17 protein-coding genes are annotated in these 13,682 nt (G+C 62.9%); 12 read left to right on the top strand and 5 right to left on the bottom strand.

The window, feature by feature from the left end; genetic code table 11:
* Positions 1–125 precede the first annotated feature (125 nt).
* Positions 126–920 (top strand): TlyA family RNA methyltransferase, encoded by a 795-nt coding sequence (locus NKJ58_RS25545; protein ID WP_023824247.1) that lies wholly within the window; start codon positions 126–128, stop codon positions 918–920.
* Complete coding sequence (locus NKJ58_RS25550) at positions 917–2,152, top strand: class I SAM-dependent RNA methyltransferase (RefSeq protein WP_023668426.1); 1,236 nt, start codon at positions 917–919, stop codon at positions 2,150–2,152. Before NKJ58_RS25545 ends, NKJ58_RS25550 begins: the two co-directional genes overlap by 4 nt.
* A 66-nt stretch (positions 2,153–2,218) precedes the next feature.
* Here the strand turns inward: NKJ58_RS25550 and NKJ58_RS25555 are convergent, their stop codons facing one another.
* From NKJ58_RS25555 to NKJ58_RS25575, 5 genes are all read right to left on the bottom strand, one after another.
* On the bottom strand, positions 2,219–2,608 hold the full coding sequence (locus NKJ58_RS25555; protein ID WP_023687145.1) for a type II toxin-antitoxin system VapC family toxin: 390 nt from the start codon (positions 2,606–2,608) through the stop codon (positions 2,219–2,221).
* Positions 2,595–2,870, bottom strand: a complete 276-nt coding sequence (locus tag NKJ58_RS25560; protein WP_081725433.1) for an AbrB/MazE/SpoVT family DNA-binding domain-containing protein — start codon at positions 2,868–2,870, stop codon at positions 2,595–2,597. Before NKJ58_RS25560 ends, NKJ58_RS25555 begins: the two co-directional genes overlap by 14 nt.
* Positions 2,871–2,949: 79 nt before the next feature.
* A complete protein-coding gene (gene tldD, locus NKJ58_RS25565) occupies positions 2,950–4,653 on the bottom strand; it encodes a metalloprotease TldD (protein ID WP_023816786.1) in 1,704 nt (567 codons plus the stop codon).
* The gene (locus tag NKJ58_RS25570) at positions 4,650–4,847 is read right to left on the bottom strand and encodes a hypothetical protein (RefSeq protein ID WP_155923284.1); all 198 of its coding nucleotides are present in this window, start codon (positions 4,845–4,847) and stop codon (positions 4,650–4,652) included. The genes tldD and NKJ58_RS25570 overlap by 4 nt, the downstream gene beginning before the upstream one ends.
* A 69-nt stretch (positions 4,848–4,916) precedes the next feature.
* Positions 4,917–5,501, bottom strand: coding sequence for an invasion associated locus B family protein (locus NKJ58_RS25575; protein ID WP_023668422.1), 585 nt, complete (start codon positions 5,499–5,501; stop codon positions 4,917–4,919).
* 363 nt (positions 5,502–5,864) lie between these two features.
* Here NKJ58_RS25575 and coxB point away from each other — a divergent pair, with 363 nt between their 5' ends.
* From coxB to ispH, 10 genes are all read left to right on the top strand, one after another.
* Positions 5,865–6,761: a cytochrome c oxidase subunit II gene (gene coxB, locus NKJ58_RS25580; RefSeq protein ID WP_050485823.1), complete on the top strand. Its 897-nt coding sequence runs from the start codon at positions 5,865–5,867 to the stop codon at positions 6,759–6,761.
* 38 nt (positions 6,762–6,799) lie between these two features.
* Positions 6,800–8,452: a cytochrome c oxidase subunit I gene (ctaD, locus tag NKJ58_RS25585; protein WP_023668420.1), complete on the top strand. Its 1,653-nt coding sequence runs from the start codon at positions 6,800–6,802 to the stop codon at positions 8,450–8,452.
* Between the two features lie 71 nt (positions 8,453–8,523).
* Positions 8,524–9,468, top strand: a complete 945-nt coding sequence (locus tag NKJ58_RS25590; protein WP_023668419.1) for a heme o synthase — start codon at positions 8,524–8,526, stop codon at positions 9,466–9,468.
* Positions 9,465–9,620 (top strand): cytochrome c oxidase system small membrane protein, encoded by a 156-nt coding sequence (locus NKJ58_RS25595; protein ID WP_023668418.1) that lies wholly within the window; start codon positions 9,465–9,467, stop codon positions 9,618–9,620. The genes NKJ58_RS25590 and NKJ58_RS25595 overlap by 4 nt, the downstream gene beginning before the upstream one ends.
* Before the next feature lie 8 nt (positions 9,621–9,628).
* The gene (locus NKJ58_RS25600) at positions 9,629–10,255 is read left to right on the top strand and encodes a cytochrome c oxidase assembly protein (protein WP_023727487.1); all 627 of its coding nucleotides are present in this window, start codon (positions 9,629–9,631) and stop codon (positions 10,253–10,255) included.
* 1 nt (position 10,256) lies between these two features.
* A complete protein-coding gene (locus NKJ58_RS25605; RefSeq protein WP_023668416.1) occupies positions 10,257–11,138 on the top strand; it encodes a cytochrome c oxidase subunit 3 in 882 nt (293 codons plus the stop codon).
* 76 nt (positions 11,139–11,214) lie between these two features.
* Positions 11,215–11,355, top strand: coding sequence for a hypothetical protein (locus tag NKJ58_RS25610; protein ID WP_023727485.1), 141 nt, complete (start codon positions 11,215–11,217; stop codon positions 11,353–11,355).
* Positions 11,356–11,368: 13 nt separating this feature from the next.
* Positions 11,369–11,755 (top strand): DUF983 domain-containing protein, encoded by a 387-nt coding sequence (locus tag NKJ58_RS25615; protein ID WP_023727484.1) that lies wholly within the window; start codon positions 11,369–11,371, stop codon positions 11,753–11,755.
* Positions 11,752–12,507: an SURF1 family protein gene (locus NKJ58_RS25620; protein ID WP_352812334.1), complete on the top strand. Its 756-nt coding sequence runs from the start codon at positions 11,752–11,754 to the stop codon at positions 12,505–12,507. The genes NKJ58_RS25615 and NKJ58_RS25620 overlap by 4 nt, the downstream gene beginning before the upstream one ends.
* Before the next feature lie 163 nt (positions 12,508–12,670).
* Positions 12,671–13,681: a 4-hydroxy-3-methylbut-2-enyl diphosphate reductase gene (gene ispH, locus NKJ58_RS25625; RefSeq protein WP_023692071.1), complete on the top strand. Its 1,011-nt coding sequence runs from the start codon at positions 12,671–12,673 to the stop codon at positions 13,679–13,681.
* Position 13,682: the final 1 nt, after the last annotated feature.

The following is a 13,682-nucleotide window of genomic DNA, read 5'->3' on the forward strand; positions in this document are numbered from 1 at the left end:
GAGCCTCTACATCTTGCCGGACTGGCTGCGCTATTCAACCGGGCGGACTGGCTTGCGGCCCGGGTCTCGACGTCCTCCCATGCCAATGTCCTTGCCTTCGCGGCCGGCTTTCGCCATGAAGGCCGATGAACTCCCCTCTGCCAGCCAGCACACGCCAGCGGCTCGACGAATTGCTCGTCCAGCGCGGCCTGTTTGCGAGCCGCTCGCGCGCCCGCGACGCGGTCGAGCGCGGCACCGTGATGGTCGACGGCGTGGTCGCCCGCAAGCCCGGCCAGACGGTTCTGCCGCGCTGTCTCATCGTCATCGACGACCCGGCGCAGGGTTATGTCTCACGCGCGGCGCTGAAGCTGATCGCCGGGCTCGACCATTTCAGTCTCGATCCCGCGGGCAGTGAAGCTCTCGATATCGGCGCCTCGACAGGCGGCTTCACCCAGGTGCTGCTCGAACGCGGCGCGGCCCATGTCACGGCCATCGATGTCGGCCACGGCCAGATGCATCCCGACATTGCGGGCGACCCGCGCGTGACGGTTATCGAGGGCCTCAACGCTCGCGAGCTCGCGGCTGCCGATCTCGGCGGCCGTATCCCCGATTTCATCGTCTCCGATGTAAGCTTCATCTCGTTGAAACTGGCGATGCCACCGGCGTTGGCATTGGCACGGGACGGCGCTCGTGCGGTGTTTCTGGTCAAGCCGCAATTCGAGGCCGGCCGCGAGGCGATCGGCAAGGGCGGTCTTTTGAAAGACCCTTATGACGCCGCCCGTGTGGCCGGCTTGCTGCAGGAATGGCTCGAAGGCGTCCCTGGCTGGCGTACATTGGGCTTGCACATGTCGCCGATCGAAGGCGGGGACGGCAACCGCGAATTCCTGCTTGCCGGGATCAAGGATGCCGGGACCAAGGATGCCGGGACCAAGGACCGATGAGCACGGGCTTCACCATCAAGAGACTGGGTTCGCAGGGCGACGGCGTCGCCGAGACGGAAACCGGCGAGCTGTTCATTCCCTTCACCCTGCCCGGCGAGACCGTCACCGCCGCGCGCGAGAGGGATCGCGCCATGCTGATGGCGGTATTGGAGACGTCGCCGCTGCGTATCGATCCGGCCTGCCGGCATTTCACCGAATGTGGCGGCTGCGCCGTCCAGCATCTGCAAGCCGACGCTTACCAGCAATGGAAACGCGACAAGGTCGTGCATGCCTTGAAAGGCATTGCCGGCGACATCGGCGCCCTGGTGCCGTGTGCGCCACACACACGCCGCCGCGTCGTGCTTGCCGCCAGGCGCGCCGACACAGGCATGCTGCTTGGCTTCCATCGCCATCTGTCGCCGGAAATCATCCCCATCGAGGAATGTCCGATCTCGCTGCCGGAGATCGTTGCCGCGCTCGATCGCTTGAGGTCGGTCGCCGACCTGGTTTGCGCCACCACCAAATCGTTCCGGATGGCGGTCACTGTGACGGGCTCGGGGCTTGACGTCGCTGTCTATGAGTCGGGCAAGCTGGGCGAGAACCAGCGCCGGGTCGCCTCCAACTTCATCATGGCCAATGGCTTTGCCCGGCTTTCGATCGACGACGAGATTGTCATCGAGCCGAAAAAGCCGGTGGTCATGTTCGGCACCGTCGCTGTCGCCATACCGCCTGGCGCCTTCCTGCAGGCAACGCAAGCCGCCGAACAGACGATGGCCGATCTCGTTGGCGGACATCTGAAGCGTGCCAGGAAAGTCGCGGATCTTTTCGCCGGCTGCGGCAGCTTTGCGCTTCGGCTGGCGGCCAAATCCGAAGTCCACGCGGTCGAAGGCGACGCGGCAGCCCTTTCGGCGCTCGACCGCGGATCGCGCTTCGCCACCGGCCTGAAGCGGGTAACCGGCGAACGCCGCGACCTGTTCCGGCGGCCGCTGACGTTCAAGGAGCTGAATGCTTTCGATGGCGTCGTCTTCGACCCGCCGCGCGCCGGCGCCGAGGACCAGTCGAAGCAGATCGCCCGCTCGGATGTGCCGTTCGTCGCCGCCGTCTCCTGCAATCCGGTGACGCTGGCACGAGACCTGCGCATCCTGATTGACGGCGGCTACATCTTGAAGAGCGTCACGCCCATCGACCAGTTCCTGTGGTCGCCGCATGTCGAGGCCGTGGCGCTGCTGGAGAAGCCGAAACGGCGACGTTAATCCGCCGATTTTCACAAGGCCGTGCTTGAGTTTGCCGCCCCCCGCAAGACGTAGCCGGCTGGCAAACTAGCCTTCGCGAACGCTTTCGTACCCGGCCGCTTGTGCGGCCTTGATGAACTTACGGTCGAAGGACACAAATGCTGAGCAGTGCGAGGACTTGCCCAGATGGAGCGCATCGGCGAAATCCATTCCCGTCTCGGCTAGATCGACCGCGGAAGAGACCATCGCAGCATCCTCTATCTCGACAGTGGGAAGCCCGCCGAACACCCGCAGTGCATTGACGATCGAGGCCTGATCATAACCATAGCCGCTGCGCAGCACCCACTCAGCCTCCAGGATCACCGTGACGGCGACGAAAACGGGCTGACCGTCGATCAGCCGCCGGGCTCGCGGGGACTGCTCGGGATCGTCGTTCGTCAGATACCTGACGACAACGTTGGTATCAATCGCGAGCATGGCGCCGCCGTGCTTCAGCAAGGACGGCCGCGTCCATCTCCTCCAAGGTCTTCGGTCTGCCACTGTGCGGCAGGACACCAAAGACATCTTCTGGTCGTGTCGGGGCAAAGGCAGGCGCCGGTCTCAAAAGTACACCGTCCGGTGTGTCTTCGACCTGCAGGCGCGTGCCCGCGCCCCAGTCCCTCCGTTTGCGGATAGCGCTGGGCAGGATGACTTGTCCCTTGGTCGAGACGGTCGTTATAAGCTTTTCTATTGCACCCATTGCGGTATTACCCTTGTGTAAGACAAAGGTAAGATATCCCTGTGAGGGGAACTATTCAAGCCCGCCGACGTCTCCTCGCTCAAACCCTGGTGCCGCCGACCGTCATCTGGTTCATCCTGAGATGCGGCTGGCCGACGCCGACCGGCACGCCTTGTCCGGCCTTGCCGCACATGCCGATGCCGGTGTCGAGTTTCATGTCGTTGCCGATCATCGACACACGGTGCATGGCGTCCGGTCCGTTGCCGATCAGCATGGCGCCCTTGATCGGCTGCGTCACCTTGCCGTTTTCGATCATGTAGGCCTCGGTGCAGCCGAACACGAACTTGCCTGAGGTGATGTCGACCTGGCCGCCGCCGAAGGATACGGCATAGATGCCGTTCTTGACCGAGGCGATGATCTCGTCCGGCTCCATGTCGCCCGCCGTCATATAGGTGTTGGTCATGCGCGGCATCGGCTGGTGCGCATAGCCTTCGCGCCGGCCGTTTCCCGTGGCTTTCATGCCCATCAGCCGGGCGTTCTGGCGGTCCTGCATGTAGCCGACAAGCTTGCCGTCCTCGATCAGCACATTGCGGGCCGAAGGCGTGCCTTCATCGTCGACGGTCAGCGAACCCCGCCGCTCCGGCATGGTGCCGTCATCGACCACGGTAACGCCCTTGGCGGCGACCTGCTGGCCGAGCAGGCCGGCAAAGGCGGAGGTCTTCTTGCGGTTGAAGTCGCCCTCCAGCCCATGGCCGACGGCTTCGTGCAGCATCACGCCTGGCCAGCCGCTGGACAAAACGATGTCGAACGTTCCGGCCGGCGCGGGAATGGCTTCGAGATTGACCAGCGCCTGCCTGAGCGCCTCCCTGGCCGCATGCTTCCAGGCGTCCTCGACCAGGAACTCGCCGAACGCCTTGCGCCCGCCCATACCATAGGAGCCGCTTTCCTGGCGGTCGCCGTCGCCGACGACGACGGAAACGTTGATGCGGACCAGCGGGCGGATGTCGCGCACGATCTGGCCGTCGGCGCGCACGATCTCGACATGCTGCCAGGACGCCGCGAGCGAGGCCGTCACCTGGCGCACGCGCGGGTCCTCGGCGCGCAGCCATGCGTCGATTTCCTGCAACAGCTTGGCCTTGACCTCGAAGGAGGGCGAGGGGATCGGGTTCTCCTCGCCATAGAGATGGCGGTTGGTGCGCGCGGGTGCCGCGGCAAGCGTGCCGGAATAGCCGCCCCTGACTGTCGAGACGGCGTCGGCGGCGCGCAGCAGCGACGCCTCCGAAAGATCGCTGGAATGAGCGTAGCCGCTGGCCTCGCCGGCCACGGCGCGCAGGCCAAAACCCTGGTCGGTGTTGAAATTGGCGGTCTTCAGCCTGCCATTGTCGAACATCAGCGCTTCGCTCTCGCTGTATTCGAGGAACAGTTCGCCGTCGTCGGCGCCGTTCAGTGTGTCGGCGACGATCCGCTTGATGCGATCATCTGAAATGTCGAATTGGCCGGTCAGGCTGTTCATGGCAGGTCCGCTCACAGGAGGAATGGTGTTGCCACGATGTAGGCGCGAAGACGCGCCTGCACAATCCGCAATGACGATCCGCAGCAGGTAGGAGCGGGTAGCCCCGCCCCTGAACATGACATCCATCTTGAAGTTCGACCCGTCACCCGAAAAGGCCTTCACCCAGCGATATTTCTTGTTCCATTCATTGGCCTGGTCGGCCGTGAAGGGGTCGGTATAGCCCGAGGAGAACTGGATCGACTTGCACTTCTCATGGTTTTCGCAGCCATAGAAGTAGATGACATATTTCATGCCCTGAAGCCGGCCCGAGACCATCGGATCGCCCCGTCGTCCTTGTCCATCTTGGCCGAGCCATAGCCTTTCGCAAGCTCGAAAATGACGGCCGGATCGGGCGCCGTGATGATTTCGGAATCCTCGGCAAAGGCGACGGAAACGGCGCCGGTCAGGATTAGACCGGTCGACAAAAGCAAAGAACAAGCACGCATGATGACCCCCACAGCCAAAGATCAAACCCGTGGGAATTGTGAGGAAAGACGGTTTCGCAAGCATCAAGCTCAGGGCAGGGCGGCAAAACCGTCGGCGAAGCCCTTGAGGTCGACGGGGATGCCGATGCCTTCTTCCGGCGTCTGGAAGACGATGAAGGTGGCCGACGTCCCGGTCTTCAGCGTATCGAGCAGCGGCTTTTCGAGAATGACCTCGGCATAGCAGCCGTCTTGGAAGCAGCGCACGAAATAGGCGCGGCCAATATCCTTGCCGTCGACATTGAGGCCCAGGCCATTGGGCAGCAGAACGCCGAGCGGGGCCAGCACGCGCAGGATCTCGGCCTTGTTGTCGGCGGTGCGCAGGACGACGACGGACAGTCCCATTTCCGGGCGATCCTCGGCAACGACGTTCTGCATCATCACGCATTGTTCCGAGGTGGCGCCGGCCGGCGTGTCGCAGATGATCGACCACGCGCCATGCGTTGACTTGACCGTGCCGCTGGGCTGCGCTGCATTGGCGACGCCGGTTGCGGACGAGCCGATACCGATCAGGGCGGCGAGAAAAACGACCTTCGCCCCGCTTCTCGAAAGCCAAGCGCTTTTCGAATGCCAGGCGCTCTTCGAATGCCAAGCGTTTCTCGAAAGCCAAGAGGTCATGACGGCTCCATTGCGAATCACGGCACTTTAAGCCGCGCCAAGGCCAAGTAAAGGATAGGGCGACCGCCGGTCAGCCCCGGCAGGCGCAATAATGCGCTTTTCCCTAGCAAATTCGCCCGAATTGCGACCGTCGGGCGCATTCCGGACACAAGCCCGCATAGCCTGTCTGTCGACGACCCGCGCGGGCCACGAGGCCGTCGAAACAGCGCGGCAGCACTTGCGCGCAAAAATGCCGCACGGTTTCGCCCGCTCCTTTCTTGCGGAGGGAAATAGAGTATGGTTTGAACCACCCTTGGGACTGTCCGGGATTCCCATCCCGGCATTGTTCGATATTCTTGCGTCGCGATCGCGACGAACCGGGAGATGAAGAGGGCGATGAGAAAATTCCCAGCAAGCGCCAAATTGATGGCAACGGCAGGCGCCGCCGCCGCATTTTTCGCCGGTGCCTCCGCCCATGCGGCCCAGCCGCAGCCGTGGGAGATGACTTTTCAGCCGCCGGCGACAGACATGATGCGGCAGATCGAGTGGTTCGGGAACTACACGATGTGGTTCGTCGTCCCGATCACTGCTTTGGTTCTGGCGCTTCTCGCCTGGTGCATCTTCAGGTTCCGCGCCAGCAAAAACCCGGTTCCGTCAAAGACCAGTCACAACACGCTGATCGAGATCATCTGGACAGTCGGGCCGGTCGTCGTCCTGCTGTTCATCGCCATTCCCTCGTTCCAACTGCTGACGGCGCAGTACACGCCGCCCGAAGAGGCCAAGCTGACCGTCAAGGTAACGGGCAATCAGTGGAACTGGGACTATGAGTACCAGACCGAGAACACGCTCTCCTTCAACTCGGCCATCCTGCAGGACGCCGACCGCGCCGCGATCGGCAAGGAAGACCGCAAGGTCTATCCGCGCCTGCTGGCGGTCGACAACGAGCTGGTCGTGCCGGTCAACACCATGACGCGTGTCCTGGTTACCGCAGCCGACGTGATCCATTCCTTTGCCGTTCCGGCCTTCGGCATCAAGATGGACGCGGTTCCCGGCCGCACCAACGAGACGTGGTTCAAGGCGGAAAAGGAAGGCATCTATTACGGCCAGTGCTCGCAGCTCTGCGGCAAGGACCATGCCTTCATGCCGATCGCCGTCCGCGTCGTATCCGATGCGCAGTACAAGACCTGGCTGGCAGCAGCCAAGACCGACCTCCCCGGCGCCAACAAGGCGCTGATGGCCGAGGTCGACGGTACCAACAAGGTAGCGGCCGCCGGCAATTGATGCCGCGGGTTAGCAAGAATTAGGGAACGGAGCCGACCATGGCAGAAGCTGCAGCTCACGACGACCACGACCACAAGCCCTATCATGGCTGGGTCCGGTGGGTGTACTCCACCAACCACAAGGACATCGGCACGCTCTACCTGATCTTTGCGATCTTCGCGGGCATCGTCGGCGGCGCGCTTTCGGTCGTCATCCGCATGGAGCTGCAGGAGCCGGGCATCCAGATCTTCACCGGTCTGGCGCAGATGGTCTACGGCATGAACGGCGATGCCGCCATCGACGGCGGCAAGAGCATGTACAACGCCTTTGGCACCGCGCACGCGCTGATCATGATCTTCTTCATGGTCATGCCGGCGCTGATCGGCGGCTTCGCCAACTGGATGGTGCCGATCATGATCGGCGCCCCCGACATGGCCTTCCCGCGCATGAACAACATCTCGTTCTGGCTGCTGCCGCCGGCCTTCCTGCTGCTCATCGCTTCGGCTTTCATGCCGAGCGCGCCCGGCGCCTATGGCGTTGGCGGCGGCTGGACGCTCTATCCGCCGCTGTCGACCTCCGGCCAGCCCGGGCCGGCCATGGATCTGGCGATCCTGTCGATCCACATTGCCGGCGCGTCCTCGATCCTCGGCGCCATCAACTTCATCACCACCATTTTCAACATGCGCGCGCCGGGCATGACGCTGCACAAAATGCCGCTATTTGCCTGGTCGGTTCTGATCACCGCCTTCCTGCTGCTCTTGTCGCTTCCGGTTCTGGCCGGTGGCATCACCATGCTGCTTACCGACCGCAATTTCGGCACCACCTTCTTCGCCCCGGATGGCGGCGGGGATCCGATCCTGTTCCAGCATCTGTTCTGGTTCTTTGGTCACCCCGAAGTTTACATCCTGATCCTGCCGGGCTTCGGCATCATCAGCCACATCGTCTCGACCTTCTCGAAGAAGCCGGTGTTCGGCTATCTCGGCATGGCCTACGCCATGGTCGCGATCGGCGCCGTCGGCTTCATCGTCTGGGCGCACCACATGTACACGACCGGCCTGTCGCTCGACACGCAGCGCTATTTCGTCTTTGCCACCATGGTCATCGCCGTGCCGACAGGCGTGAAGATCTTCTCCTGGATCGCGACGATGTGGGGCGGCTCGATCTCGTTCAAGACGCCGATGCTGTGGGCGCTGGGCTTCATCTTCCTGTTCACGGTCGGCGGTGTCACCGGCGTCCAGCTCGCCAATGCGGGCCTCGACCGCTCGCTGCATGACACCTATTTCGTCATTGCCCACTTCCACTATGTGCTGTCGCTTGGCGCGGTCTTCGCCATCTTCGCCGGCTGGTACTACTGGTTCCCCAAGATGACCGGCTATATGTACTCGCCGGTGATCGCCAACACCCACTTCTGGGTCACCTTCGTCGGCGTCAATTTGATCTTCTTCCCGCAGCATTTCCTCGGCCTCGCCGGTATGCCGCGCCGCACCATCGACTATCCCGACGCGTTCGCCGGCTGGAACATGGTGTCGTCCTACGGCTCCTATATATCGGCCGTCGGCGTGGTGATCTTCCTCTATGGCGTGTTCGAGGCCTTCCAGAAGAAGCGCGTCGCCGGCGCCAATCCGTGGGGCGAGGGTGCAACGACGCTCGAATGGCAGCTGCCTTCGCCGCCGCCCTTCCACCAGTGGGAACAACTGCCGAAGATCAAGTAAGGCAGCCCGAATACGAAACCGCCGGCCCGCCGGCGGTTTTCGGCCAACGGAATGATTGGACTTATGTACGCATGGCCCTTGTCGACGACCCAATGATTGACGAAGCGGGCTTTCGCATGTCGGAAGCCACGTCGGGCGATTTCTTCGCCCTGCTGAAGCCGCGCGTCATGTCGCTGGTGGTGTTCACGGCCTTTGTCGGCATGGTCGCTGCACCCGTGACCATCAACCCGCTGCTGGCGGTGATCGCCATCCTGGCCATTGCCATCGGCGCCGGCGCCTCTGGTGCGCTCAACATGTGGTACGACGCCGACATCGACGCAGTAATGAGCCGGACCGCCGGCCGCCCGGTACCCTCCGGCCGCATCCTGCCCGGCGAAGCCCTGAGCTTCGGCCTTGTGCTTTCGGTGCTGTCGGTGATGACGCTGGGCGTGCTGGTCAACTGGCTGTCGGCGGCGCTGCTTGCCTTCACCATCTTCTTCTACGCCGTCGTCTACACGATGTGGCTGAAGCGCTCGACGCCGCAGAACATCGTCATCGGCGGCGCCGCCGGCGCCATCCCGCCGGTCATCGGCTGGGCCGCGGTGACCGGAACGGTGAGCCTGGAAAGCCTCGTCCTGTTCCTGATCATCTTCCTGTGGACGCCGCCGCACTTCTGGGCGCTGGCGCTGTTCAAGTCCGACGACTACGCCAAGGCCGGCATCCCGATGATGCCGAACGTTGCCGGCCAGGCCTCGACCCGCCGCCAGATCTTTGCCTACGCCCTGATCCTGGCGCCGATCGGCGTGCTGCCCTGGGTGCTCGGTTTCACTACCGCCTTCTATGGCGTCGCATCAGTGGCTCTCGGCGCCGGCTTCGTCTGGTATGCCTGGAAAGTGCTGTGCATGACCGATAGCGACCGCGTCATGAAGCCGGCCAAGGCTCTGTTCGCCTATTCGCTGCTCTACCTCTTCGCCATCTTCGCCATCTATCTTGCCGACTGTGTCGTCGGTCGCGCTTTGGCCATCGGTGGAGCATGACCATGATCGACAAGAAGCTTGAACTGGTCACGCTGACCGAAAGCCAGAAGAAGGCGCGGCGCAACCGTTCGGCGGCGATCGGCGTCGCGCTGGCGATTCTGGTCGTCATCTTCTACGTCGCGACCATCGTGAAATTCGGCCATACCGGATGAGGCCGATGATGACCCGCCAGACCGTGACCGATCCCAGGAAGAAGAACACCAACCGCGTCGTCGCCGCCGTCTGCGTCGCCTTTTTCGGCGGCATGATCGGGATGGCCTACGCCGCGGTGCCGCTCTACAAGATGTTCTGCCAGGCCACCGGCTATGGCGGCACGACGCAGCGCGCCGAAAAGCAATATGCCGGCCGCATCCTCGACCGCGACATCACCGTGCGCTTCGACGCCAACACCAACGGCATTCCCTGGCAGTTCCAGCCGGTCGCCCGCTCGGTCACCATCAAGATCGGCGAGACCACGCAGGCGCATTACAGCGCCACCAACAAGTTCGACCGCGCCGTTACCGGCCGCGCCACCTTCAACGTGCAGCCGGAACTGGCGGGCCCCTACTTCAACAAGGTCGAGTGTTTCTGCTTCACCGACACGACGCTGAAGCCCGGCGAGACGCTGGACATGCCGGTCGTGTTCTATGTGGATCCCGATATCGTCAACGTGCCGGAACTGAAGGACTTGAAGACGATCACCCTGTCCTACACCATGTTCCCGGTCCAAAAGAACAAGCCGGTGGCGTCATCGACGCCGAACAGCAGCAGCAAAGTTTCAGATACCGAAGCAAATCTCGGGGGTTGATATGGCAGACGCGCACGCAAAACCACAACACGACTACCATCTCGTCAACCCGAGCCCGTGGCCCTTCCTGGGGTCGATCGGCGCGCTGGTGACTGCAGTCGGCGGCGTCGCCCTGATGCAGTATCTCAAGAACGGCGATTTTCCAATTTTCGGCCACAACATCGCCAATCCGTGGCTGTTCTTCATCGGCCTGGTCATCGTCCTCTACACGATGTTTGCCTGGTGGTCGGACACCATCAAGGAAGCGCATGAGGGCCACCATACGCGCGTCGTGTCGCTGCATCTGCGCTACGGCATGATCATGTTCATCGCTTCGGAAGTGATGTTCTTCGTTGCCTGGTTCTGGGCCTATTTCGATGCCAGCCTGTTTCCGAGCGAAGTGCAGAATTACGCCCGCACCGCTTTCACTGGCGGCGTCTGGCCGCCGAAGGGTCTCGAAGTCCTCGATCCGTTCCATCTGCCGCTCTACAACACCATCATCCTGCTTCTGTCGGGCACCACGGTGACATGGGCGCACCATTCGCTCATCCATGGCGACCGCAAGGGCCTGATCAACGGCCTGGTGCTGACCGTCGGCCTCGGCATGCTGTTCACCATGGTGCAGGCCTACGAGTACATGCACGCTCCGTTCGGCTTCAAGGATTCCATCTACGGCGCCACCTTCTTCATGGCGACCGGCTTCCATGGCTTCCACGTCATCATCGGCACCATCTTCCTGCTGGTCTGCCTGATCCGCGCCTGGAAAGGCGACTTCACGCCCAAGCAGCATTTCGGCTTCGAGGCGGCTGCCTGGTACTGGCACTTCGTCGACGTGGTCTGGCTGTTCCTGTTCGCATCGATCTACGTCTGGGGATCGGTCGGCGCGGTGATCGAAGGCCACTGACGGCTTTCACCGAACCGACAAATCAGAAGGGCGGTCGCGGCAACGCGGTCGCCTTTCTTCTTTTCGGCGCCCATCAATGGCCAACGGATTCGGCTGGTCGGGCTGGCTGCTTCAATTGGTCGACTGGGCCGATGGCTGCATTGGGGTTACCGACTGCGACATGGACGAAATCTGGACTATGGTGCCGGATGGAACGCTGATCGAAATCGAGCCATAAAGCATGACTATCCATGAGTGAAGACAGGGCGATCTGGCCACCCATCGAGCCGATCTCGGCCGGCCTGCACGGACGCTGCCCGCGCTGCGGCGAAGGACGGCTGTTTTCCGGCTTCCTCGCCGTCGGCAAGCGCTGCAACAATTGCGGCCTCGACTATTCCTACGCCGATGCCGGCGACGGCCCGGCGGTGTTCGTCATCCTGATCATCGGCTTCATCGTCGTTGGGCTGGCGCTGTGGGTGGAGGTGAAGCTGAGCCCGCCGCTGTGGCTGCATTTCATCATCTGGATACCGCTGGCCGTGGCGCTGTGCCTGACGGCGCTGAGGCTGATCAAGGGGGTGCTGCTGACGCTTCAATACGCCAACAAGGCGGCCGAAGGCCGCCTGGACCAGGGGCAATGAACGAGGCACTGACCAAGCCCGCCGGCCGCTCGCGGCCGAAGACGGCATTGCTGCTCGGCCTCGGCCTGGTGGTGTTCGTCATCCTGCTCGGGCTTGGCACATGGCAGGTGCAGCGCCTGTACTGGAAGGAAGCCCTTCTGCAGACCATCGACCAGCGCACCCATTCAGCGCCGCAGCCGCTGGCGGACGTCGAGAAGGAATTCGCCGCAACCGGTGATGTCGACTACACGCCGGTCACCGTCAGCGGGACGTTCCTGCACTCCGGCGAGCGGCATTTCTACGCCACCTGGGACGGCGACGCCGGCTTCAACGTCTACACCCCGCTGGCCCTCGACGATGGCCGCTATATCCTGATCAACCGCGGCTTCGTTCCCTATGATCTCAAGGATGCCGCCAAGCGGCCGCAAGGGCAGGTGACCGGCAAGGTCACGGTCACCGGCCTGGCGCGCAACCCGCTGCCGGGCAAGCCGTCGATGATGCTGCCCGACAATGACGTGGCCAAGAACATCTTCTACTGGAAGGAACGTGATGTCATGGCGGCGAGTGCCGGCCTGCCGGCCGGCGCCGTGCTGGTGCCGATCTTCATCGACGCCGACAAGACGCCGAACCCGGGCGGGCTGCCGGTCGGCGGCGTCACCATCATCGACCTGCCGAACTCTCATCTGCAATATGCCTTCACCTGGTATGGCCTGGCGGCGGCTCTTGCCGCGGTTCTGATCATCAGGCTGCGCCGCCCGGCAAAGACTGAATGATCCAGAGCATCATCCCGAAAAGTGGGAACCGGTTTTCGGACAAGATCATGCTCCAACAAAGAGTTAGATCAGGTTGACCATTCAACCTGATCTCAACTGCCCTTGACAGGGCAGGGGTGCACACCTCATTTCGCGTCACGATACGATCAACCGATCTGGAATCATGCTGCAGACCGCCACAAAACCACCGCTGACGATCCGGCTCTGCCAGCCGCGCGGCTTTTGCGCCGGTGTCGACCGCGCGATCCAGATCGTCGTGCTGGCGTTGAAGAAATACGGCGCGCCGGTCTATGTCCGCCACGAGATCGTGCACAACCGCTATGTCGTCGAGGGCCTGCAAAGCCTTGGCGCGGTTTTCATCGAGGAACTCTCGGAAATCCCGGCCGAGCACCGCAAGTCGCCGGTTGTCTTCTCGGCCCACGGCGTGCCGAAATCGGTGCCGGCCGACGCCAAGGCACGCGAGCTCTTCTATCTCGACGCCACCTGCCCGCTGGTGTCCAAGGTGCACAAGCAGGCGATGCGCCATCAGCGGCTCGGCCGCCATGTGCTTCTGATCGGCCATGCCGGCCATCCCGAAGTGATCGGCACCATGGGCCAACTGGCTGAAGGCGCCGTCACGCTGATCGAGACCGAAGCCGACGCTGGGACCTTTGCCCCCGCCGACCCGGAAGCGCTCGGCTTCGTAAGCCAGACAACGTTGTCGGTCGAAGACACTGCCGGCATATTGCGGGTGCTGCAGGAGCGCTTCCCGCAACTGCATGCACCGGCCGCCGAATCGATCTGCTACGCCACCACCAACCGCCAGGAAGCGGTCAAGGAAACCGCCGCCGGCGCCGATCTCTATCTGATCGTCGGTGCGCCCAATTCCTCCAATTCGCGCCGTCTTGTCGAAGTGGCGGAGCGCGCCGGCGCCACCATGTCGCTTCTCGTACAGCGCGCCGCCGAAATTCCGTGGAATGACATCACAAATATCTCGACGCTCGGCCTGTCTGCCGGCGCGTCGGCGCCGGAGATCATCGTCGACGAGATCATCGACGCCTTCCGCCAGCGCTTCGAGGTGAACATCGACCTGGCGATCACGGCCACCGAAACGGAGGATTTTCCAGTCATGCGGGTTCTGCGCGATGTAGAACTGACGCGGGCCGACATGGCCTTCGTCAACGGAGCCGCGTGAA

This window comes from Mesorhizobium sp. M0139 (assembly GCF_040322455.1).
In the GTDB taxonomy this organism is placed as follows: Bacteria; Pseudomonadota; Alphaproteobacteria; order Rhizobiales; family Rhizobiaceae; genus Mesorhizobium.